The 22,852-nt window shown below is 42.8% G+C and carries 21 protein-coding genes; 16 read left to right on the top strand and 5 right to left on the bottom strand.

The window, feature by feature from the left end; genetic code table 11:
• The 8 genes from DWY55_RS16090 to DWY55_RS16125 form a co-directional block, all read left to right on the top strand.
• Positions 1–453: DUF2961 domain-containing protein (locus DWY55_RS16090; RefSeq protein ID WP_120178154.1), on the top strand; the 453-nt coding region annotated here is incomplete at its 5' end.
• A gap of 31 nt (positions 454–484) precedes the next feature.
• Entirely contained in the window at positions 485–1,642 is a 1,158-nt protein-coding gene (locus tag DWY55_RS16095; RefSeq protein WP_117704160.1) for a glycoside hydrolase family 172 protein, read from the top strand.
• Positions 1,643–1,912: 270 nt separating this feature from the next.
• The gene (locus DWY55_RS16100) at positions 1,913–2,515 is read left to right on the top strand and encodes an RNA polymerase sigma-70 factor (RefSeq protein ID WP_117704161.1); all 603 of its coding nucleotides are present in this window, start codon (positions 1,913–1,915) and stop codon (positions 2,513–2,515) included.
• A gap of 144 nt (positions 2,516–2,659) precedes the next feature.
• The gene (locus DWY55_RS16105; RefSeq protein ID WP_117704162.1) at positions 2,660–3,631 is read left to right on the top strand and encodes a FecR family protein; all 972 of its coding nucleotides are present in this window, start codon (positions 2,660–2,662) and stop codon (positions 3,629–3,631) included.
• Between the two features lie 288 nt (positions 3,632–3,919).
• Complete coding sequence (locus DWY55_RS16110) at positions 3,920–4,378, top strand: STN domain-containing protein (protein ID WP_117704163.1); 459 nt, start codon at positions 3,920–3,922, stop codon at positions 4,376–4,378.
• A gap of 1 nt (position 4,379) precedes the next feature.
• Positions 4,380–5,150, top strand: a complete 771-nt coding sequence (locus DWY55_RS16115; RefSeq protein WP_117704164.1) for a TonB-dependent receptor plug domain-containing protein — start codon at positions 4,380–4,382, stop codon at positions 5,148–5,150.
• 157 nt (positions 5,151–5,307) lie between these two features.
• The gene (locus DWY55_RS16120; RefSeq protein ID WP_117878832.1) at positions 5,308–6,525 is read left to right on the top strand and encodes a transposase; all 1,218 of its coding nucleotides are present in this window, start codon (positions 5,308–5,310) and stop codon (positions 6,523–6,525) included.
• A gap of 102 nt (positions 6,526–6,627) precedes the next feature.
• A complete protein-coding gene (locus tag DWY55_RS16125) occupies positions 6,628–8,289 on the top strand; it encodes an IS1182 family transposase (RefSeq protein ID WP_117878833.1) in 1,662 nt (553 codons plus the stop codon).
• Positions 8,290–8,361: 72 nt separating this feature from the next.
• Here the strand turns inward: DWY55_RS16125 and DWY55_RS16130 are convergent, their stop codons facing one another.
• Positions 8,362–9,240, bottom strand: a complete 879-nt coding sequence (locus DWY55_RS16130; RefSeq protein ID WP_034525442.1) for a DMT family transporter — start codon at positions 9,238–9,240, stop codon at positions 8,362–8,364.
• A gap of 548 nt (positions 9,241–9,788) precedes the next feature.
• Here DWY55_RS16130 and leuS point away from each other — a divergent pair.
• From leuS to DWY55_RS16145, 3 genes are read left to right on the top strand one after another with little or no spacing between them, the layout of a single operon-like run.
• Positions 9,789–12,626 carry a leucine--tRNA ligase gene (gene leuS / locus DWY55_RS16135; protein ID WP_117878835.1) on the top strand — a complete coding sequence of 946 codons (2,838 nt, stop codon included), beginning with the start codon at positions 9,789–9,791 and terminating at the stop codon, positions 12,624–12,626.
• A 5-nt stretch (positions 12,627–12,631) separates the two neighbouring features.
• Positions 12,632–13,534: a YitT family protein gene (locus DWY55_RS16140; protein WP_005825197.1), complete on the top strand. Its 903-nt coding sequence runs from the start codon at positions 12,632–12,634 to the stop codon at positions 13,532–13,534.
• Between the two features lie 37 nt (positions 13,535–13,571).
• Positions 13,572–14,150, top strand: coding sequence for a non-canonical purine NTP diphosphatase (locus tag DWY55_RS16145; protein ID WP_005833965.1), 579 nt, complete (start codon positions 13,572–13,574; stop codon positions 14,148–14,150).
• Positions 14,151–14,243: 93 nt separating this feature from the next.
• Here the strand turns inward: DWY55_RS16145 and nadA are convergent, their stop codons facing one another.
• Positions 14,244–15,182 (bottom strand): quinolinate synthase NadA, encoded by a 939-nt coding sequence (gene nadA, locus DWY55_RS16150; RefSeq protein WP_120178155.1) that lies wholly within the window; start codon positions 15,180–15,182, stop codon positions 14,244–14,246.
• Between the two features lie 464 nt (positions 15,183–15,646).
• Between nadA and DWY55_RS16155 the strand changes: the two genes are divergently transcribed.
• The 3 genes from DWY55_RS16155 to DWY55_RS16165 all read left to right on the top strand — a co-directional run bounded on the left by DWY55_RS16155 (position 15,647) and on the right by DWY55_RS16165 (position 18,330).
• A complete protein-coding gene (locus DWY55_RS16155) occupies positions 15,647–16,174 on the top strand; it encodes an RNA methyltransferase (RefSeq protein WP_009037513.1) in 528 nt (175 codons plus the stop codon).
• Positions 16,175–16,497: 323 nt separating this feature from the next.
• A complete protein-coding gene (locus tag DWY55_RS16160) occupies positions 16,498–17,460 on the top strand; it encodes a YitT family protein (RefSeq protein WP_005825206.1) in 963 nt (320 codons plus the stop codon).
• Positions 17,461–17,589: 129 nt separating this feature from the next.
• Positions 17,590–18,330, top strand: coding sequence for a DUF5131 family protein (locus tag DWY55_RS16165; protein ID WP_005825207.1), 741 nt, complete (start codon positions 17,590–17,592; stop codon positions 18,328–18,330).
• On the opposite strand, the gene DWY55_RS16170 is transcribed toward DWY55_RS16165, so the two are convergent.
• Positions 18,325–18,957 carry a DUF4294 domain-containing protein gene (locus DWY55_RS16170; RefSeq protein ID WP_005833968.1) on the bottom strand — a complete coding sequence of 211 codons (633 nt, stop codon included), beginning with the start codon at positions 18,955–18,957 and terminating at the stop codon, positions 18,325–18,327. The genes DWY55_RS16165 and DWY55_RS16170 overlap by 6 nt on opposite strands.
• 97 nt (positions 18,958–19,054) lie before the next feature.
• On the opposite strand from DWY55_RS16170, the gene DWY55_RS16175 reads away from it, so the two are divergent.
• Positions 19,055–21,100: a helix-hairpin-helix domain-containing protein gene (locus DWY55_RS16175; protein ID WP_117878840.1), complete on the top strand. Its 2,046-nt coding sequence runs from the start codon at positions 19,055–19,057 to the stop codon at positions 21,098–21,100.
• A gap of 80 nt (positions 21,101–21,180) precedes the next feature.
• On the opposite strand, the gene DWY55_RS16180 is transcribed toward DWY55_RS16175, so the two are convergent.
• Positions 21,181–21,384, bottom strand: a complete 204-nt coding sequence (locus DWY55_RS16180; protein WP_008662275.1) for a helix-turn-helix transcriptional regulator — start codon at positions 21,382–21,384, stop codon at positions 21,181–21,183.
• Positions 21,377–21,820, bottom strand: coding sequence for a hypothetical protein (locus DWY55_RS16185; RefSeq protein WP_117588639.1), 444 nt, complete (start codon positions 21,818–21,820; stop codon positions 21,377–21,379). The genes DWY55_RS16180 and DWY55_RS16185 overlap by 8 nt, the downstream gene beginning before the upstream one ends.
• A gap of 250 nt (positions 21,821–22,070) precedes the next feature.
• Here DWY55_RS16185 and DWY55_RS16190 point away from each other — a divergent pair, with 250 nt between their 5' ends.
• The gene (locus DWY55_RS16190) at positions 22,071–22,844 is read left to right on the top strand and encodes a radical SAM protein (protein ID WP_117878842.1); all 774 of its coding nucleotides are present in this window, start codon (positions 22,071–22,073) and stop codon (positions 22,842–22,844) included.
• Positions 22,845–22,852 lie beyond the last annotated feature (8 nt).

Below are 22,852 nucleotides of genomic sequence, written 5' to 3' on the forward strand. Positions count from 1 at the left end.
CCTACCCCCATGTGGTATGGTGAAGGCGATGACATGTGGTTCATCGACGGTGAAAAACAAGCTTCCTTGATAGGAACCGGTACGGAAGACTTGTTCAACACCGCCTGGTGTCCGAAAGAGCCCTACCAGCATATCTACTTCGGCTATCCACGTGTGAATAATGATGTCGGATTCTTGGGGCGTACACATGTCTATCGGTTCTTTATTCAGGATCCCGTCTTCTTCGAGAAAGGGCTGAAAGCCACCATCGAGCATGGACACAACAATTGCCTGACGCTCGACCTGGCTACCGTTGCATACTGGTATCAGGACAAGGCGACGGCTGTCCCGGCCATTCCCGACAAGGAGGGCCGTAAGCTGAAGCCGATGGTAAACAATGTGATGATGCACAAATGGCGTCATGAATGGAGAAAGAACAAGGGGAACAAAACGGACCTTTGGGGGGACGAATAATAATTATTATCTATTATAATTTCAAAACATCATGAAACAAAAAATCTTAATGACAATCATGTGCCTTTGCTTGTTTTCTTGGGCAAATTCACAAGAGAAATTTAATGGTATCGATAGCAGTATGGGTAATCTTTACCGCTTATCGGACGCAAAAACACGTTCGATAAGCCCTGAAAATTTTACGGGGGAGAAAGGTAAAGGGGGAATGGCTGACCCTAAAAATGAAGAGCGCAATGTAGCCAACGCACGTCATGCTGCCCGTGATTTGGGACAAGGATGGAAGGTGAACCCGTTCATCATTATCAATCCTAAAGAGACATTCACCTTGGCTGAAATCGATGAATCAGGATGCATCCAGCACATTTGGATGACTCCTACGGGCAATTGGCGTTTTTCTATTCTGAGAATTTATTGGGATGATGAAAAAGAGCCTTCGGTAGAATGTCCGGTGGGAGACTTCTTCGGTATGGGATGGGGAGAGTATGCCCATCTAAACTCACTGGCTGTATGCGTAAATCCGGGAAGTGCGTTCAACAGTTATTGGCAGATGCCTTTTCGCAAAAAATGCAAAATAACGATGGAAAACTTGGCGGATGCCCCGATGAGGCTTTATTATCAGATAGATTATAGCCTGACGGAAGTTCCTGAGGATGCCGCCTATTTCCACGCACAGTTCCGCCGCACCAATCCGGTGCCTTATAAGGATGTCTACACCATTGTAGACGGAATCAAAGGGAAGGGGCATTATGTAGGTACCTATATGGCATGGCAAGTGAACAACAATCGATGGTGGGGTGAAGGCGAAATCAAGTTCTTCATGGATGGTGACAAGCAGTTCCCGACCATTTGCGGTACAGGTACCGAAGATTATTTCTGCGGTTCTTATAACTTCGATCGCGGAGGAAAGTACATAGAGTTTTCCACTCCTTATGCAGGATTGCACCAAGTAATCAGACCTGATGGTACTTATCGCGCCAACCAGCGTTTCGGTATGTACCGGTGGCATATTACTGATCCGATACGTTTTGAAAAGGATTTGAAAGTGACTATTCAAGACCTCGGTTGGAGAGCTGACAGAAGATATTTGGCACAGAGAAGTGACATTTCGTCTGTAGCTTTTTGGTATCAGCAAGAGCCGCATCGGACTTTTCCAGAATTACCTTCCAAGGATGACTTGGAAGTAAATTGAAAAAAGGGTGTAAAGTTGCAATAAGCAAGGTAGACAAACTTTCCAAGGGTTGTATCATTAGGGATACGCCCTTGTTTTTTTATCTGATGATGATATTCTTTAATGTGTCCGATTAGTTAGTTGGATTATAATAGACCTATCCAATCAAGTTATTGGGAAGATATGAAAACCTACGGGGTTTATTTCTCATTTATTTTTTCCTTTCCTGAATTTTACATAGATTTGTAATATCTATTAGATACCTTTGTAATCTAAAACCAAGAAAAAGATATGTACGTAGCAGGACCTCCTAATGATGAACGTTCGCTTGTTCTTCGTTTGATAGACGGAAATGAAGATGCATTTTGCGAACTTTATGCAGCTTATAAGAATCGTTTGATATACTTTGCAATGCGTTTCTTAAAGTCACGTGAGTATGCCGAAGATGTATTTCAAGATGCTTTCACTATTATTTGGCAAGGTCGTCGCTTTATTAATCCGGATGCTTCTTTTTCTTCTTATCTTTATACGATTGTCCGTAACCGAATCTTGAACCAATTGCGTGATTTAGTAAATCAAGACAAATTGAAGGAACAGATTTTACAGCAGGCTGTGGACTATAGTAACGATACCCAAAACGAGATTCTTGCGAATGATTTGAAGCAACTTATTTCATGTGCCATGCAGCAATTGACACCTCGCCAGCGTAAAATCTTTGAGATGAGCCGTGAACAGCAAATGTCTCATAAAGAAATTGCTGATGTGCTGGGCATTTCAGTCAATACTGTACAGGAGTCGATTTCCACTTCACTAAGAACTCTCCGTTTCTATTTAAAGAAGAACTTTATGGTCGGTACAGATCTCATTCTACTGTTCGTCTGCTTGGGATTATAGTGCACTATACGAAAAGCTGGCACCTTATTGACTATAGAAGGAAAGGTTAAAAAAGCACAAATAGACCCTACTCTTTTTTACTTGGTGTGTAATGTATAAACAAGATGTAGCTTTTGATATGTTTACTTCAAATTAAAAAAGAAGATGAAAAAGGCAGATTTATTAATACGTCGTTATTTGGATAATTTGTACACAAAACAAGAAGCTTTCAAACTGATGAATGAAATTCATTCTTCAAAGCATGATAATGCGTTAAAGACATTTGCTTCTGATGTTTGGGAAGAATCTGCTTTGCAACAGACATGTACCGATTTAGAACGTGAGCAATATAAAAAGGAGGCATGCCGGATTTTACAACGTGTAGAACACAGAAAACGTATTTGGTTTCGTCGTGTTGCCACTTATGTAGCAGGCACGGCAGCAATAGTATGTTTACTTTGGGGAAGTATTAAATATTGGAATTATGCGGACGAACAATCTGTGTTCTATATAGAAGCGTTCACTTCTTATGGAGAAAGAAAACACATTTGTCTCCCGGATGGTACACAACTGGTTCTGAATTCATGCTCCCGTATTCGTTATCCTAACCATTTTACGCAGAAAGAACGTAGGGTTGAATTGGAAGGTGAGGGATATTTCCGCGTCCAACATAATAAAAAACAACCTTTCATTGTTGATACACAACGTTTCGATGTTCGTGTATTGGGTACTTGTTTTAATGTGAAATCTTATTTTTCAGATGAAATTGTATATGTAGAAGTAGAAAGTGGTAAGGTACAAGTCGATTTGCCTGAAGCTATGATGCGGCTACAAGCTCAAGAACGGGTCCTTGTTAATACCGTTTCCGGTGATTATAGCAAGGGGCGTGATGGACATTCAGTGGCTTTATGGCGAAAAGGAAGCTTGCGTTTCAGTAGTACTCCAGTACGTGATGTGGCCAAAGAGTTGGAACGTATGTACAATTGCAGGATTACATTTGCTGAAGGACAAGAATTCAATAATTTGATTTCGGGTGAACATGACAACAAAAATTTAGAAGCTGTACTTCAGTCCATTGAATATACCAGTGGTATTCGATATAAGAAAGAAGGAAACCAAGTGTTATTGTATAAATAATAAATATTGTTAATGAAACCCTAGCCCATTTCTGCATTCGTGTATAATAAATATGGATATCCCCAAATAGTTCTCTTGAGAACTATAATGATAAAGAAATAATAATATTGATAAAAATGAAAGCACCTACTTAGCCTTTTCTCCAAAAAATAGGAGCCATCTCTCAGAGCAGCCCCTATTCCCGTAATCCGGACGAATATTCATTTGTCTCGACCCATGTGAATAACGTATCGCGTATTACTCCTTTGTTTTAATTAATCAAATTCAATTACTAAAACGCACAAATTTATGAATAATCTTCCTACATCAAAAGGAAAATGTAAAAATAGCATTCTGTTTTTAGCTTTTTTACTAATATATTGTTTGGGAATATCATCGTTGTCTGCTCAAAATTTGAAAGAGAGTAGCATTACCTTAAAGGTTCGGAATGAGAGTGTTGAAAAAGTATTCAATCAACTTACAGAACTTACAAATTTTAAGTTTTTCTATGATCAAGAAGTCATCAGCAAGGTTCCACAAGTTTCATTAGATGTTTATGACGCAACTTTAACGCAAGTGCTGGACAAAATAACTTCCCAAACAAAATTATATTTCAATAGGGTTAATAATACAATAGCTGTCAGTACTAAAGTAATACCAACTGAGCAGCAGACAAAAACAATATCAGGTATTATATTGGATGAAAAAGGAGAGCCTGTAATTGGAGCCACTGTATCGGTAGAAGGAACCCCGCAGGGAACAAACTAATGTGGAGGGAGAATATATCTTGTCTGGTGTTCCTGCGAATGCTAAAATTACAGTTTCATATATCGGTTACAGAACATTGTACTTGAAAGCCAGCGACAAGGGTTTGTCGAAAATTATATTAGCAGAAGACAGCGAAATGCTTGAAGAAGTTGTGGTTACGGCACTTGGCATAAAACGTTCGGAAAAAGCGTTGGGCTATTCTGTTCAAAAAGTAACAAGTGAAACTTTGCAAAAAGTGGCAGGTGTTGATGTTTCAACTTCTTTGACAGGAAAGGTAGCCGGATTGCTGGTGAAAAATTCCACAGATTTTGCAGCAGCGCCCACTCTTGCAATACGTGGAGAAAATCCTTTGATTGTTATTGATGGAGTACCCTATGCAAATATGACGATGAGGGATATTGTTGCTGACGACATTGAATCCGTTAGTGTTTTGAAAGGTGCAACGGCTTCAGCTTTGTACGGAAACCGGGGAGCAAGCGGTGCTGTGATGATTACAACAAAAAGCGGTGCTGAGAATAAGGAGCCTATCAGTATTTCTTTGGCTTCTAACACAATGTTTTCAGCAGGATTTTTGGCTATACCGGAAAAACAGTCCATGTATGGTCGCGGTACTAATAATAAATATGACAAAGATGCCGGAAATTCATGGGGAGCAGCATTGGATGGTACGATAAGGGAGCAATGGGATCCATATCTTCAAGCGTATCGTGAGTATGAATATACTGCAGTAGGAAAAGATAATTTCAACAATAGTCCGTTAAATTTTTCGTAGGAACACAAGGTTAGAAGCAAGCCACAGAAAGTATCGCGAATAAGATAGGACGTAACAAATAGAAAACAAATGATTTATGTAACAAGATATAACATCTAAAAATCGGCTATCTTGCTGATTTTCAGTAACTTTATAAGTGAAAAACAAACATAAAGTTATGCTGATAACCAACTTGATAAGCCGATATATGGAGCTCTGCAAAGCAGCATTTTTATTCTGTGGTGGGGCGAAGTTAAACAAAAGTATCCAATCAAACATCATGGAGATGCTATTTCTTTTGATGGTAATACCTAGGAAAGTGAATTTTACCCAAATGGGACGCTATGGTAAACGTGGTGAACAATGTTATAGGCAGACCGCCGAACGTAGCGTTGACTGGCTTGAGATGAACATGTGGCTAAGCGCTTACGCTTTCAAAAAAGGAAAGGGACGCAATGCTATAGCCATTGACCCAAGCTACATCAAAAAGTCTGGCAAGTGTACTCCGTACATGGGTTTGTTTTGGTCAGGGTGTGCAGGTGCTGTCAAGAGAGGTCTTGAGATTCTTGGAATAGGTGTTATCGATGTTGACCTACACGAATGCATGATGTTAAAGGCCATACAAACAACATTAGCCAAGGACAAAGAGAATAACGACATGAGTCTATACGATTGGTATGCCAAGGCATTATCAGACAACAAACAAATACTACAACGTATTACAAATGTTCTTGTCGCAGACTCTGCATTTTCAAAGAAGCCATTTATAGACAATATGCTTGGAATAGGTTTTAATGTGGTAAGCCGTCTTCGGCATGATGCTGCATTGTATTATCTGTGGGAAGGCGATCCTACAGGCAAACCCGGGCGTCCACGTGTAAAAGGTGAGAAGATAGACTTCAAAAACATAGACAAATCCAAGGTTGCGATACTTGACACGGACGAGTCTAATGGACAAGTGTATGCCTTGAAAGCATGGTGCAAGTCCCTACATCGAAAAATATCACTTGTCATACACATTTTGCCAAAGGGCGGACATCGGTTGTATTTCTCTACAGATGAAAGCATGAGCGGACGTGATGTCATGGAGTATTACTGTACACGCTTTCAGATTGAGTTCTGTTTCCGTGACGCAAAACAGTTTGTAGGGCTTACTGACTCTCAGGCGCGTGACACGAGAAAACTTGATTTTGCGTTCAACTCCTCATTTACAGCCGTGAATGTTGCGAAAATAATGTGCAGTGAATACAATCTCTCTATCGGGAGGATTAAAGCTCTGATTATCAACGCATACTACGCCCAAAGAATTATTGACGTGTTCGAGAATAACCCGAACACGCAATTAAATCATGAGATAGTGAATGAAATATTTGGATTCGCTGCTGATGCAGCATGAAATTTAACGAAGTATTGTTTTATACTCAAAGCCCAGACTTTCCCAAGCCCGGGCTTTGTTGTTTCCTAAAGTTTTCGTACCTTTAGGCATAAGTTTAAAGTTATGGCAAAGATACACTTTCGTCCTTACACTCCCAACCAAACGGTTCTTTTTCCTCAAAGAATCGATGAGGATATTGCACCGGATGCTCCGGTCCGCATAGTCAATGCGATTGTCGACAGTCTGGATCTTGATAATTTCAGGAGGCTTTACAAGGAAACCGGCCGCTGCCCTTACCATCCCAAAATGATGCTCAAGGCTATTCTCTATGCTTACATGAACAATGTCTACTCTTGCCGCAAGATAGAGCAATTGTTGTTGCGTGACATCCATTACATCTGGCTTGCCGGTTATGAGAAGCCTGATTTCATCACCATCAACCGCTTCCGCAACCGCGTAAAGGATGAGATCAACAACGTCTTCACCCAGTTGGTCCTCATCCTTGCCGACAAAGGCTTTATCAGCCTTGACGTGGAATATGTCGATGGCACGAAGATAGAGTCCAAGGCCAACAAATACACTTTTGTCTGGCGCAAGAGCGTTGAGAGGAACCGGGCAAAACTGATGGACAGGATACGCGTCCTTTTGGAGCAGGTGGATGAGTCCATTGCGCAAGAGAACGCCCCTCAAGACACACCTGTGGAATTTACCCCGGCCATGCTTTCTGAAATAGTGGATGAACTCAAGAATGCCTTGGACCGTGAGCCTGCTCCGGTCAACAAGGAACAGAAGAAGGCCCGCGGTGAAAAGCGGAAAAGGATAAAGGAACTTGAGGCTCATCGCGAGAAGCTGGCTGAATACGAAAAACATCTGAAGATACTGGGGGAACGCAACTCTTATTCCAAGACAGACCATGACGCCACCTTCATGCGCATGAAGGAGGATGCCATGAACAACGGACAGACCAAACCCGGATACAACCTGCAGATAGCCACAGAGGACCAGTTCATTACCGACTTCGCCCTCTTCCCCAACCCGACAGACACACTTACGCTCATCCCTTTCTTCCATTCATTCAGGAAACGCTATGGCAGGCTTCCCGGCACAGGTGTGGCGGATGCCGGTTATGGTTCGGAAGAAAACTACAGGTTCATGCGGGAGAACGGGATAGAGGCCTTCGTCAAATACAACTTCTTCCATAAAGAGCAACGTCCCCGTTATGTTCCCGATCCATTCCATGCGGAGAGCCTCCATTACAATGCGGAAGGGGATTATTACGTTTGCCCCATGGGACAGCACATGACCCGCATAGGAACCAAACGCGGCAAGACAGCCAGCGGGTATATCACTGAAAGTGCTCGGTACCAGGCACAAAGATGTGAAGGGTGTCCTCTGCGTGGCGGTTGCTTTAAAGCCCGGAGGAATCGCATCATCGAAGTGAACCACCGGTTGAACCAATATAAAAGGAAGGCGCGTGAAAGGTTGACTTCGGAAGAAGGGGTCAAGCACAGGGGAAAGCGGTGCATAGAACCTGAGGCCGTATTCGGACAGATGAAATACAACATGGCGTACCGCCGTTTCCGACATATTGGGAAAGACAAGGTCACAATGGATTTTGCCTTCTTTGCCATTGCCTTTGACATCAAGAAAATGTGCGCAAAAATAGCAAAAGAAGCTTCTAAGCTACCCCTTGACCGAATTTGTAGGGGAAACACACGCTTAAGAACAATTTATGGGATGAATTGGGAGTTTTTAAAATCGCCGATGCGGGAAATGGCTGCATAGACAAACTGCCGAACTGTATCTGATATGAAAAGAGGATGTGCCTGTTTTGACACACCCTCATTTATCTTGTATTTATTTTTTTCCTGCCCAATAAACTCCCCCCAATATCAGTATCGCCCCCATCAAAGCAACTATAGTAAGCTGTTCGCCAAGCAGAAAAGCAGAACCTACCAGAGTGAAGAGAGGATTCAGATAAATATAGTTGGAAGCTCTTATCGTTCCCAGCTGTTTTAATACTACGTTCCAGACTACAAAACAAATCAAGGAAGCCAATACACCCAGGAAAAGTAAATTGAACAGAATAGCCGGCTCGAGAAGACGGGCAATGTCGAAATTCCAGGGATGAATCAGAAATGCAGGAAGAATAGTCAATACTCCATAAAAAAATATCTTACGGGTAATGAAAGTTATACCATAACAATTGGACATTTTTCTCATTATCAAGCTATAGAATGCCCAGGAAAAAGCAGCAAGCAAAGTAAGGAAATCACCTAAAGGAGAAATCTTCAATACAAAACTACCATTATAAACCACCAATGCCACACCAACCAATGCCAGCAATGAACCAGCCATCAATCCACGGGTAGCCTTTTCCTTTTTATAAATCCACAAAGAAAGAATGGTGGTGAGCAACGGAGCCGTACAGACAATAAACGACACATTCGTCGCCAATGTAATCTCCAAAGCTGTATTTTCTGTAAAAAAGTAGAATGAACCGCCTGTTATGCCTCCTAAAAACATCCAAAATTCATCTTTCCAATTGTCGGCAAACAGTTTTCGGGGAGAAATAAGCCAAATGCCCATATAAGCTATCAGGAAACGAAGCAAGAATATTTCCTGCGGAGAAAGACCGTGCCCAATCAATACTTTCGTTGAAATAAAGGTCAGCCCCCAAATACCTACCGTAAGGACGGCGACAAGATGATAAGTATAATTTTTCATTGCGTTCATACACTTCCGATAAGTCGCACAAATATACGTACTTTCTTTTTTCAATACAATGAAACCAACCATAAATAATGTTCAGGGAGGATTTACTAAAACTCGAAGGAAGATTTACTAAAACGGGAGGAAAGATTTAGTAAATCTTCCTTCGAGTTTTAGTAAATCTTTAAATCCCTTATTAGAAGCCTATTGAACGAACTCTCATTTATCGGCAGAATAATAAACAACAATCTGCCGAATACACAGACAAAAAACGCGAAGGATGAAATCTTCCCAGACTTCATCCTTCGCTATATCCTAAAAATCTTTTAGTAAATATCCTATTGAATCAATTTAGCTATTATTTGTATTACAAACAAAAAATTAGTTTTAAAAGCACATCACAAATATAAGTAATAAAAAGTGAATTATCAAGCCTTTGCCATTGTTTTTTATGTTACTTCGCTACAAATCTGAAAATAAACCCGTAACTTTGCACCGATATTAACCGGATACTAACCGGTTTTAACCATTGAATAAACAATGTTTTCAACAAAATATTAATAAGTACCACTATGGAATACAATTTCAGGGAAATTGAAAAGAAATGGCAGAAAAGGTGGGTGGAAAACAAAACCTACCAAGTGACGGAAGACGAAACGAAGAAAAAATTCTATGTACTGAACATGTTCCCCTACCCCTCCGGTGCGGGATTGCATGTAGGTCATCCGCTGGGATATATTGCTTCGGATATTTACGCCCGCTACAAACGACTGCAAGGTTTCAATGTACTGAATCCCATGGGATATGACGCTTACGGACTTCCAGCAGAGCAATATGCCATACAAACGGGACAGCACCCTGCAATTACGACCGTCAACAATATCAACCGATACCGCGAACAGTTGGATAAGATAGGTTTCTCTTTCGACTGGAACCGCGAAATCCGTACCTGCGAACCGGAATATTACCATTGGACCCAATGGGCATTCCAAAAGATGTTCAACAGCTACTACTGCAACGATGAAAAGCAGGCACGTCCCATCCAGGAACTGATTGAAGCATTCAGCCAAACCGGTACCGAAGGAATAAACGTGGCTTGCAGCGAAGAACTGAGTTTCACCGCCGCAGAGTGGAATGCCAAGAGCGAAAAGGAACAGCAGGAAATCCTGATGAACTACCGTATAGCCTATCTGGGCGAGACGATGGTAAACTGGTGCCCTCAGCTGGGAACCGTACTTGCCAACGATGAAGTGGTGGACGGCGTAAGCGAACGAGGCGGCTTCCCCGTCATTCAAAAGAAGATGCGTCAATGGTGCCTCCGTGTATCTGCCTATGCACAACGCTTGCTGGACGGACTCGATACCATCGACTGGACCGAATCCCTGAAAGAAACCCAAAAGAACTGGATAGGACGCAGCGAAGGCGCTGAAATAGAATTCAAGGTAAAAGACAGCGATTTGGAATTCACTATCTTCACCACCCGTGCAGATACCATGTTCGGCGTCACCTTCATGGTATTGGCTCCCGAAAGCGAACTGGTACAGCAACTTACCACCGACACACAGAAAGATGAAGTAAACGCTTATCTGGAACGCACCAAGAAACGTACCGAACGCGAACGTATTGCCGACCGTAGCGTTACCGGTGCATTCTCCGGAAGCTATGCCATCAATCCCTTTACCGGTGAGGCAGTTCCTATCTGGATAAGCGACTATGTACTTGCCGGATACGGTACGGGTGCCATCATGGCTGTGCCTGCGCACGACAGCCGTGACTATGCTTTTGCCAAGCACTTCGGTCTCGAAATTCGTCCGTTGGTAGAAGGCTGCGATGTAAGCGAAGAGAGCTTCGATGCCAAGGAAGGCATTGTATGCAACTCTCCACGCGAAGGCGTTACTCCCTATTGCGACCTCTCACTGAACGGACTTACCATCAAGGAAGCGATTGCCGCTACCAAGAAATATGTGAAAGAACATAACTTGGGACGTGTAAAGGTGAACTTCCGTCTGCGTGATGCCATTTTCTCACGTCAGCGCTATTGGGGCGAGCCGTTCCCGGTTTACTACAAGGACAACATGCCTTACATGATTGACGAGAGCGCCCTGCCCTTGGAACTGCCCGAAGTAGCCAAATTCCTGCCTACCGAAACCGGTGAACCTCCATTGGGACATGCCGCAAAATGGGCTTGGGATACCGTAAACAAATGCGTCGTAGAAAACGAAAAGATAGACAACATCACCGTCTTCCCGTTGGAACTCAACACGATGCCCGGATTTGCCGGTTCAAGCGCCTATTACCTGCGCTATATGGACCCGCACAACAACCAGGCACTTGTAGACAAGAAAACGGATGAGTACTGGCACAATGTAGACCTTTACGTAGGCGGTACCGAACATGCCACCGGTCACTTGATATACTCCCGTTTCTGGAATAAGTTCCTGTACGACCTCGGCATTTCCGTAGCCGAAGAACCGTTCCAAAAGCTGGTGAACCAGGGCATGATTCAAGGACGGAGCAACTTCGTCTATCGCATCAAAGATACCAATACATTCGTGTCCCTGAATCTGAAAGACCAGTACGACACTACCCCACTCCACGTGGATGTGAATATCGTATCCAATGATGTTCTGGACCTTGAAGCCTTCAAGGCATGGCGTCCAGAATACGAAACTGCCGAGTTTATTCTGGAAGACGGCAAGTACATCTGCGGATGGGCTGTGGAAAAGATGAGTAAATCCATGTTCAACGTTGTCAATCCCGATATGATTGTCGACAAATACGGTGCCGACACTCTCCGCATGTACGAAATGTTCCTCGGCCCGGTAGAACAATCAAAGCCGTGGGATACAAACGGAATAGACGGTGTGCACCGCTTCATCAAGAAGTTCTGGTCATTGTTCTACGACCGCAACGACAATTATCTGGTAACGGATGAACCTGCCACCAAGGAAGAACTGAAATCCCTCCATAAACTGATTAAGAAAGTGACGGGAGACATCGAGCAATTCTCTTACAACACAAGTATCAGTGCCTTTATGATTTGTGTAAACGAGCTGTTCGGAATGAAATGCAGCAAGAAGGAAATCCTGAACCAGTTTATCATCGTTCTGGCTCCCTTTGCTCCGCATGTATGCGAAGAGTTGTGGGAGACACTGGGCAATGCAGGCTCCGTATGCGATGCCAAGTGGCCGGTATGCAACGAAGAATACCTGGTGGAAGATACGGTCAACTATACGGTTTCCTTCAACGGAAAAGCACGGTTCAACATGGAGTTCCCGGCAGATGCGGCATCGGATGCCATCCAGACTGCTGTATTGGCCGACGAACGTTCTGAAAAATGGATGGAAGGCAAGTCCATCGTCAAAGTAATCGTAGTGCCGAAGAAGATTGTGAACATCGTTGTCAAATAACAGATATGCAAATTACAAAACCAACCAAAGCGGAAGTGACGAGAGAGCTGAAGGATTATATCTTCATCACTCTGGGACTCATCAGCTATGCACTGGGATGGGCGGCATTCCTCATTCCCTATCAGATTACGACCGGAGGTACTACCGGTATCGGTGCCATCATCTATTATGCCACCGGATTTCCCATCCAGTGGTCATACTTCATCATCAATGCCGTACTGATGACTTTTGCCATCAAGATACTCGGACCGAAGTTCAGTATCAAGACTACGTTTGCCATCTTCGGACTCACTTTCTTCTTATGGTTTTTTCAGTTGCTGGTGAACGGTTCGGACGGCGTCCCTCCCCAACTGCTGGGCGAAGGACAAGACTTCATGGCTTGCCTGATAGGTGCGGCAATGTGCGGTGCCGGACTGGGTATCGTGTTCAACTGCAACGGCAGCACGGGAGGTACGGACATCATTGCAGCCATCATCCATAAATACAAGGATGTCACGCTGGGACGCATGATTATGGCTTGCGACTTCATTATCATCAGTTCCTGCTATGTGGTATTCCATGACTGGCGACGCGTGATATTCGGTTTTGTAACTTTGTTTGTCATCGGATTTGTACTGGATTACATAGTCAACAGTGCCCGGCAATCCGTTCAATTCTTTATTTTCTCCAAAGAATATGAAAAGATTGCCGACCGCATCACCAAAGAAACCCATCGCGGTGTAACGGTACTCGACGGTATCGGCTGGTACAGTAAACACAACGTGAAGGTACTGGTCGTCCTTGCCTACAAACGCCAATCGGTAGAAATATTCCGGATGGTGAAAGATATAGACCCGAACGCTTTCATTTCCCAAAGTTCCGTCATCGGTGTATACGGAGAAGGTTTCGACCGGTTGAAAGTGAAATAGGGACTTGTATAAGCCACAAGTATAAGGAGAACATAATATGAGAAAGAAATTTGTATTTGCCACCAACAATTCACACAAACTGGAAGAAGTGACTGCCATTTTGGGAGAGAAGGTCGAACTTCTCAGCATGAAGGATATCAAATGCGATACTGACATTCCGGAAACTGCAGACACACTTGAAGGAAATGCTTTGCTGAAAGCAAGATATATCTTCGATAACTATCATCTGGACTGTTTTGCCGACGATACCGGTTTGGAAGTGGAGGCCCTTGGTGGGGCACCGGGTGTATATTCCGCCCGTTATGCCGGCGATGCACACAATTCGGAAGCAAACATGAAGAAGTTGCTGAAAGATATGGAGGGCATCGAGAACCGGAAAGCGCAATTCCGTACCGTATTTGTACTTATCATCGACGGAAAGGAACATCTGTTTGAAGGCATCGTGAAAGGAGAAATCACGAAAAACAGAAAAGGCGCTTCAGGCTTCGGTTATGACCCCATATTCATTCCCGAAGGATATACGCAGACTTTTGCAGAAATGGGGAATGAACTGAAGAATAAAATCAGTCACCGGGCATTGGCCACTAACAAGTTGTGTAAGTTCTTAATGAGATAATGTTTTTAATGTGCTGATATGCTAATGTGCCAATGTGCTAATTGGCTGCGCTGTCACGCCGAAAGGTCATTGGCACATTGGCATATCAGCACATTATAACCCCAGTTGAGCCGATATTTCCAACATCCTCTTAATCGGTTTCACTGCTTTTTCTGCAATCTCAGCATCCACCTTTATTTCCAGTGATTCGTTTTTCAAACAATCATAAAGCTTTTCCAGTGTATTCAGCCGCATGTAACTGCATTCATTGCAGGCACAAGTGCTGTCGTTGGGAGGAGCCGGAATAAATGTTGTCTGCGGGCATTGTTTCTGCATCTCGTGCAGGATACCGCTTTCGGTAGCTACAATGTAGCTCTTTTCGGGATGTGCCACTGCGTACTTCAGCAAAGCTGCCGTAGAGCCTACCACATCAGCCAGTTTCAAGACTGTACTCTTGCATTCGGGATGTGCCAGTACCACCGCATCGGGATGCTGCCGTTTTATTTCAACAATCTTTTCAATCGAGAATTCCTCGTGTACATGGCATGCGCCATCCCATAATAACATATTTCTTCCGGTAATGGAGTTGATATAATTACCCAAGTTCCGGTCCGGGCCAAAGATTATTTTCTCATCTTTGGGGAAGCTTTCCACAATCTGCTTTGCATTGGTAGAAGTTACCACCACATCGGTCACCGCCTTTACGGCAGCCGTTGTGTTCACATAGGATATCACCGTATATCCGGGATGCTCTTTGACAAACTGACTGAATTTGTCTGCCGGACAACTGTCTGCCAACGAACAGCCTGCCGCCATATCGGGCACCAGTACCTTCTTGTCGGGACAAAGCACCTTCGCCGTTTCTCCCATGAAGTGCACACCGCACATCACGATGATGTCCGCCTCCGTTCGGGCCGCCCATTGCGCCAAAGCCAGACTGTCGCCCACGTAATCGGCTATATCTTGTATTTCACCTTTCTGGTAGTAGTGCCCCAGAATGATTGCGTTCTTCTCCTTCTTCAGCTGCTTGATAGCTTCTATAAGATTATCCATAATTATATTTTTTAATTTCTCTTTCTTCTTTAAAAATCCTTTGATAGTAATGATAGGCTGTTAACAGTGTGGACAAATAAATACGATTTTTCTTGCCTATGAAGTTATTAGTATCAAGCTGAATTTTACTCTTATGCTTATAAACCGGGGTTTTTAAGTTTATCCGTTGATAATAAGACTTCTGCTAAACAGCATTAACATGTTGTTAATAATATGCAAAGTTAATAACTTTAGAGTTATAAACCGATGAAACCAGGCTGAAAAATATGTTGAATGAAGCCTGGAAAATTCTCCTTAACTTTTTTGGTTTGTTCGTTTCACTGCTGTAATATGCAGACCTTTGAATAATGCAAGGATTATTTTTAAAATTGTTTCCCTATTGTATTGACACCTTTTCAACGGTTATTAACCGGGATATAAACGGAAAAAAGTATCTTTGCAGGGAGATTTAAAAGTATATTGTCATGCGTAAACTGAAGATAACTGAACTGAATCGTATTAGTGTAGAGGAATTTAAGGAAGCCGAAAAACTGCCTTTGGTAGTGGTATTGGATAATATCCGCAGTCTCCATAATATAGGTTCCGTTTTCCGTACTTCGGATGCTTTCCGCATCGAGTGCATTTATCTTTGTGGCATTACAGCTATCCCACCCCATCCGGAGATGCACAAAACAGCTTTGGGAGCGGAATTTACCGTAGATTGGAAATATGTTGATAACTCTGTTGAAGCTGTTGATAACCTAAAATCCGAGGGATACATCGTTTATTCTGTAGAGCAGGCAGAAGGTAGTGTGATGCTGGACGAACTGGTGCTGGACAAGACTAAAAAGTATGCTGTGGTAATGGGAAATGAAGTGAAGGGTGTTCAACAAGAAGTGATTGACCATTCGCACGGTTGCATTGAAATTCCTCAATACGGCACAAAGCATTCGTTGAATGTATCGGTTACGGCGGGTATTGTTATTTGGGATTTATTCAAGAAACTGAGATAATAACAGGGCTGTTAATAAGCTGTCAATATATCGGGTTTGTTGGAGCTATAGATCGAACACGGTGCATCTATAGATCCAGCGTGTTGCATCTATAGATCCAATAAACTAGTTCTATATAGGTATGATGAGAGATTTTATGAACAGTGGTTGATTATAAAAATCAACCACTTTATTCATTGTAAATTAATGCTTTATCTCCTACTTTATCCTTTTTGTTAACCATGTATTCAACACATATCGGTTGTATGTGGAAAACTTGCTGTACAGTTGGTGTCTTTTCTTATTTTTTGTATATTTGCTGAATATATATAAATCATATCGATATGAAAAAGATAATATCTTCATGGATAGGCATTTTTGTAGGTTGTACTATTCTGGCAGCAGGTTTTGTTTACTTTATCAATCCTTATAATCTTGTTCCTGGCGGGGTGTATGGAGCTAGTATTGTGCTTCATAATCTGTTCCCTTCTATTCAGGTAGGTACTTTCGGTTATATGTTTGATATTCCTTTGCTTATCATTTCCGTGCTGGTACTGGGAGCAAAATTGGGAGCACGTACTATCGTGGCGGCACTATTCACTCCGCTTGCCATGAATGTGCTGTCTCTCCTCTCCTATCCTTCTGAAGAAGCGCTCCATCAGTTGGACCCTACACAGTTGCTGGGTGGCAGTCTGAATATGTCCGACCATTTGATGCTGACTTCTGTGATTGGTGCGGTGGTTATCGGTATAGGCTGTGGTATTGTAGTGCGTAGCCGGGCTACTACAGGAGGTACGGATATTGTGGCAATGATATTGCAGAAATATTGCCATATACGTTTTTCAAAGGCGATACTGCTGGTAGATGGCATTGTGGTGGGATTCGGCCTATTGGTTATCGGTTTCGGTATCGGAAATCCGGATGATGCTACACAACCTTCGTGGCATTTGTCTTTCTATTCACTGATAGCTATTTTTGTCACTTCAAGGGTATTGGCCTATGTGATAAATGGGGAGAAGAATGACAAGATACTGTTTGTCATCAGTGATATGCGCCTTACCGCTTTGCACGACTATATTCTTAAAGATTTGGACCGTACAGCCACTTGCATCAAAAGTAGTGGTCTTTATACCAATGTAGACAAGGAAATGCTGTTTCTTGTGGTGAGTTACAAGGAAGTGGTAGGTATCAAGCAGAAGATAAGGGAAGTAGACCCAAAGGCTTTTGTAGTGGTTACCGATGCTTATGATGCATTTGGTGAAGGTTGGAAAGAGCTTCCGATGGCAGGAGAGGTACAACCCGAATAGGTAGTAATAAACAATTATTCATTCTGTTATTAACTGAATATATAGCTTAATATCAATTGTTTAATAACTGATTATTTATGTTGCTAACATAGTTTTCAACATGGTGTTAACGATAAGTTTTTTGTTTGAATGAACGGTATTGTTGCGAAGTCGATGATGTGGAACTTATGGCATGGTTGCCATAAATTGAGTGCAGGTTGCAAGCATTGTTATGTTTATCGTGGTGATGCCCGACGAGAGGTGGACAGTTCGGTGGTGGTGCGGACAAAAAACTTTGACCTGCCTTTGCGTAAAAAGCGTAACGGAGAATTCAAGATACCACCTGGAACATTTGTCTACACCTGCTTTACTTCCGATTTCTTTGTGGAAGATGCTGACAAATGGCGGGCCGAAGCATGGGAGATGATTCGTTGTCGCAGTGACCTGCATTTTATGATGATTACCAAGCGTATAGACCGTTTTTCTGACTGTCTGCCCGATGATTGGGGAGACGGATATGATAATGTAACCATTTGTTGTACGGTTGAAAACCAGACTTGCGCCGATTATCGCTTGCCCATCTATAGGAGGGCTCCCATAAAGCATAAGATAATAATCTGTGAACCGCTGCTGGAAAGGATAGATTTAAGTACTTATGCTGTTGGCGAATGGATTGAACAGATAGTTGCAGGGGGAGAATCCGGTTACGAAGCCCGCCCTTGTGATTTTGAATGGGTGATGGACCTTCGCAGAATTTGTGTGGAAAATAAAGTGGACTTCTGGTTCAAGCAGACCGGTTCTAAGTTCGTCAAAGACGGAAAGACATATAATGTGAAACGCCAATTTCAACATTCGCAGGCACGCAAGGCGGGAATAAACATCAGTTTATAATTGTCCGCTTTCTACCATCAATATCACCCGTTCGGTCAATGCATCGTCTCCCATAGGGTCGTATTGTTTTTTTAGACTGGCGCCGAAGAGTGCGGCAAAAGTCTGGTAGAAACCGGCTTTGAAAGGGCCCATAAAAGCTTTTACCAGTTCATATCCGGTGGAGTTGGTCTGTCGGTCTACCAGTTTTATTAACAGTTTGCCTTGGGCAAAGGTAAGTTTCTTCATGCGGGGAGTGTATTGCTCCTTCAAGCTTTTCTCTACTGCTTTCATGTGTTTCTGGCGGGCTTTCTCGGTGGGCAGGGTCATCATGTATTCGTAGGTTTCAATGATGGCACGGTTAATCTCCTTGGAGATGGGAAGTACCTTCTTTACGTCACGAATGAGTTTGTAGTACTTGTTCATGTCGCGCTTGTTCTTGAATTTAAGCGGCTTGAAGATGTAGACAGTGGGGAGCTTGACATAAGGGATGGTATCTCCTTCGTAAACGCACATGGGAGTAAGATAGACACTCTTTTGCGCAGCAGACTGTGGTTGCTGCTGTGCAAAGCATTTCAGGCTTCCGAGAGAAAGAAACATGATGAGTATTACTATGTTAAGCCTTGCGTTCATGTTGCAAAAGTACACCATTCTGTGTAATGTTGTTGCATCATGTTGATTTTTCCTTGCTCAATTAACTTATTTAAGGTAACTTCGCTTCCCAAAACATGAAAGTGACCTACTATTAATGGAATTACTCAAGATAGGAGTTTTTGTAAGTATGCTGTCAATGACTCCTATGCTTGAAGCTCAAAATATATCCGGCCTTCAGAAAGAACAGCCTTTACTTCTTTTGGAAGAAAATTTGGAACAACTTTCCATCGGGAATGAGGAAAAATACGGTTGGGAAGATGAATTGGAGGAGTTGTCCCGACGTCTGCAAGAGCCTGTCAACCTCAATGCCGCCACTAAACGGCAATTGGAGCAGTTTCCTTTTCTTACGGATATACAGATAGAGAATCTTCTGGCTTATGTCTATATACACGGACAGATGCAGACCATTTATGAATTGCAACTGGTGGAGGAGATGGATAAACGTACCATCGACCTACTGCTGCCCTTTGTCTGTGTGCGGGCAGTGAAAGCGGGTAGGGGGTATCCTGCTTTAAAATCTATACTGAAATACGGGAAACACGAAACATTGGCACGTTTGGATGTACCGTTCTATATCCGTAAAGGATATGAGAAGAATTACCTGGGACCTTCCCTTTACCATTCTTTGCGCTATAATTTTCATTATGGAGATTATCTCCAAATAGGCGTGACGGGAGAGAAGGATGCCGGAGAACCCTTCTTTGCCCTGCACAACAGAAAAGGCTATGATTACTATTCTTTCTATTTTCTGATAAAGAATCTGGGGCGGCTGAAGGCTTTGGCATTGGGCAATTACCGTCTGAGCTTCGGGCAGGGACTGGTATTTAGTACGGATTTTCGTTTAGGAAAAACATTCTCTATGTCTACAACAGAATATCGTACCGGAGGCATCCGTAAGCATAGTTCTACCGATGAGTACAATTATTTCCGGGGAGTGGCGGCAACGGTGGGAGTATTGCCTTACTTGGATATTTCGGCTTTCTATTCGCATCGCTCCATGGACGGTGTGGTGGAGGATGGCGAGATAACTTCCATTTACAAGACGGGATTGCATCGCACGCAGAAGGAGGCAGATAAAATGAATGCCTTTGCCTTGCAGGTGATAGGTGGAAACATGACCTATGAAAAGAACTCTCTGAAGGTGGGAGTGACGGGGATTTACTATTTTTTCAACCATCCTTACAAGCCTCGGTTGAACAAGTATGCAAAGTACAATCTTCATGGAAGTGATTTCTATAATGTGGGCATGGATTATAGGTATCGTCTGGGCCGTTTTGTCTGGGTGGGGGAAGCGGCAACCGGCAGTAAAGGCTATGCGTTGCTGAACCGGCTGAAGTATAATCTTTCTTCCGATTATCATCTGCTACTTGTTCACCGGTATTATTCATATGATTATTGGACTTTGTTTGGGCGTTCCTTTGGCGAAAGCAGTATGCCGCAGAATGAGAACGGATGGTATCTGGCAGCAGAGGCCACACCTTTCGCCCGGTGGAAGTTTTTCACTTCACTGGATGTGTTTTCTTTTCCTTGGTGGAAATACCGTATAAGTAAGCCCTCAAAGGGAGTGGATGCCATGTTTCAGGTTACTTATACTCCTCGAAAGAGCCTTTCGATGTATTTTAATTATCGGTACAAACAGAAAGAAAGAGACGTGACGGGTACAAGCGGTGCAGTTATCGAACCTATCTATCACCATAAACTCCGTTATCGGCTGACCTATATGCCGGGAAGATATATCTTTCGTACTACAATAGATTATAACCACTTCCGTCAGCAGGATGGGGAAGGGTATCGCTTTGATAGACGGCAAGGTTATCAGTGTACTCAATTTTGCTCGTACACTTTCCCCTTCCCTCTGTCAGTTTCCGTGCAGGGAACCTGGTTTCATACGGACGATTACGATTCGCGTGTTTACGCCTCCGAGCGTGGATTGTTATATACTTTCTATACCCCTTCCTTCTATGGCAAAGGGTTCCGTTACTCCGCTCATCTGCGATATGATTTGAGTAAGAACTTCATGTTTCTTGCCAAATTCGGACAGACGGTTTATCAGGATAGGGAGACGATTGGTTCGGGCAATGATGAGATACCGGGAAATAGGAAAGCGGACTTGCAGATGCAACTGCGTATCAAGTTTTAGAAACTGTTTTAATTTTATTTTTCAGGTTGCCTCAGAAGAAAACTGAAATAAAATTAAAACAGTTTTTTAGAGTCTTCTCTTTATCTGTCACTTTCTTCCAACATGAAAATTTCATTTACAGTCTTTCCGAATATCTCTGATATTTTCAATGACAGCAAGGTGGAAGGGACATACTTTCCCGATTCTATGGCATTGATGGTTTGCCGGCTCACTCCTATGGCTTCAGCCAATTGCTGTTGGGTCATATGCTTGATGGCTCTTTCTACCCTTAATGTATTAGTCATTGTTGCTCCTCCTAAATTTATAAAGTTCAATGTTGTACTTTATGATGAACAGAAACAATATCATGAACAAGTCTATAAATACAAAATTAAGATATTGCATGTCATAAATCAGCATAGTGCATACTATCAGTAGGGAATACGCTGTTATGGTAGCCCAGATAAGAGAGTTTGAACGAATATTGGCAATGCATTCATCTTCGTCCTTTTCTTTTGAGAAAGCTATGAACAAGAGTGAAACCGTAAGCCCTATCATACTCAACTCGTCGAATAAAGAGTTCTTGATAATACCCCAGGGAATTACTGACAACGCGTTTACCTTCAACCAATCTTCATTGCTGCCGTCGAAAAGACAGATGAAGGACGTGATGGCGAATGGGACAAATAAACACCAACCTATCTTTCTGAAAGTGGTTGGAAATAAATAGTTCTTTCTCATAATACTATGCATTTAGATGTTATCTGCAAATGTAATGTATACTTTACATATAAACAAGTAAAATAGATAAAATGTAATGTATGATTTACTTTTTTAACATGAGATGTATGCTTTATAAAGGGAATATTTTCTTTTATGGGTAAACTTTTGCAAGCCGAACATTGCCAGATACCATAGTTTTCACTTAACTTTGGAGCGGTAAGATTGTTTAAGCATTAATCAAACCGTAAATCGTCAAATCATAAATAGTATGACTGTCATTTATCCATCTCCCATATTCGGTCCCGTTCATTCTCGCCGTCTGGGAGTATCTTTGGGAATAAATTTATTGCCGGCAGACGGCAAAGTATGCACTTTCGACTGCATTTACTGTGAATGTGGTTTCAATGCCGACCATCGTCCCAAACAGCCGCTGCCCACACGCGAAAAAGTCCGTTCGGCCCTTGAAGCCCGCCTGCGGGACATGCAGCAAAACGGACCTACACCGGATGTTCTGACTTTTGCCGGTAATGGAGAACCGACGGCACATCCCCGTTTCCCCGAAATCATAGAAGATACACTTGCCTTGCGCGACAAGTATTTTCCGAATGCAAAGGTGAGCGTACTGAGCAATTCTACCTTTATTCATCGTCCTGCCGTATTCGAGGCTTTGAACAAGATTGACAACAACATCCTTAAACTGGATACGGTGGATGAAGAGTATATCCGTGTACTTGACCGTCCTACCGGACATTACTCCATCCGGGAGATTATAGAAGGGATGAAAGCGTTCAAAGGGAACTGCATTATCCAGACCATGTTTCTCAAAGGAAGTTATAAAGGACAAGATATGGATAATACATCCGATAAATTTGTTCTTCTCTGGCTGGAAGCTGTCAAGGAGATTGCTCCCCGCCAAGTGATGATTTATACCATCGACCGCGAAACGCCCGACCATGATTTGCAGAAGGCCACTCATGAGGAACTGGATCGCATTGCGGAACGGATACGTGAAACGGGTATACCGGTAAGTGTTTCTTATTAATAATATAC

It is taken from the genome of Bacteroides sp. AF25-38AC (genome assembly GCF_003602995.1).
GTDB classification, from domain to species: Bacteria; Bacteroidota; Bacteroidia; order Bacteroidales; family Bacteroidaceae; genus Bacteroides; species Bacteroides uniformis.

Coding starts and splice junctions, on each gene's coding strand:
- DWY55_RS16095 (WP_117704160.1), top strand. CDS start 485: ATGAAACAAAAAATCTTAATGACAATCATGTGCCTTTGCTTGTTTTCT.
- DWY55_RS16100 (WP_117704161.1), top strand. CDS start 1,913: ATGTACGTAGCAGGACCTCCTAATGATGAACGTTCGCTTGTTCTTCGT.
- DWY55_RS16105 (WP_117704162.1), top strand. CDS start 2,660: ATGAAAAAGGCAGATTTATTAATACGTCGTTATTTGGATAATTTGTAC.
- DWY55_RS16110 (WP_117704163.1), top strand. CDS start 3,920: ATGAATAATCTTCCTACATCAAAAGGAAAATGTAAAAATAGCATTCTG.
- DWY55_RS16120 (WP_117878832.1), top strand. CDS start 5,308: ATGCTGATAACCAACTTGATAAGCCGATATATGGAGCTCTGCAAAGCA.
- DWY55_RS16125 (WP_117878833.1), top strand. CDS start 6,628: ATGGCAAAGATACACTTTCGTCCTTACACTCCCAACCAAACGGTTCTT.
- DWY55_RS16130 (WP_034525442.1), bottom strand. CDS start 9,240: ATGAACGCAATGAAAAATTATACTTATCATCTTGTCGCCGTCCTTACG.
- leuS (WP_117878835.1), top strand. CDS start 9,789: ATGGAATACAATTTCAGGGAAATTGAAAAGAAATGGCAGAAAAGGTGG.
- DWY55_RS16140 (WP_005825197.1), top strand. CDS start 12,632: ATGCAAATTACAAAACCAACCAAAGCGGAAGTGACGAGAGAGCTGAAG.
- DWY55_RS16145 (WP_005833965.1), top strand. CDS start 13,572: ATGAGAAAGAAATTTGTATTTGCCACCAACAATTCACACAAACTGGAA.
- nadA (WP_120178155.1), bottom strand. CDS start 15,182: ATGGATAATCTTATAGAAGCTATCAAGCAGCTGAAGAAGGAGAAGAAC.
- DWY55_RS16155 (WP_009037513.1), top strand. CDS start 15,647: ATGCGTAAACTGAAGATAACTGAACTGAATCGTATTAGTGTAGAGGAA.
- DWY55_RS16160 (WP_005825206.1), top strand. CDS start 16,498: ATGAAAAAGATAATATCTTCATGGATAGGCATTTTTGTAGGTTGTACT.
- DWY55_RS16165 (WP_005825207.1), top strand. CDS start 17,590: ATGAACGGTATTGTTGCGAAGTCGATGATGTGGAACTTATGGCATGGT.
- DWY55_RS16170 (WP_005833968.1), bottom strand. CDS start 18,957: ATGGTGTACTTTTGCAACATGAACGCAAGGCTTAACATAGTAATACTC.
- DWY55_RS16175 (WP_117878840.1), top strand. CDS start 19,055: ATGGAATTACTCAAGATAGGAGTTTTTGTAAGTATGCTGTCAATGACT.
- DWY55_RS16180 (WP_008662275.1), bottom strand. CDS start 21,384: ATGACTAATACATTAAGGGTAGAAAGAGCCATCAAGCATATGACCCAA.
- DWY55_RS16185 (WP_117588639.1), bottom strand. CDS start 21,820: ATGAGAAAGAACTATTTATTTCCAACCACTTTCAGAAAGATAGGTTGG.
- DWY55_RS16190 (WP_117878842.1), top strand. CDS start 22,071: ATGACTGTCATTTATCCATCTCCCATATTCGGTCCCGTTCATTCTCGC.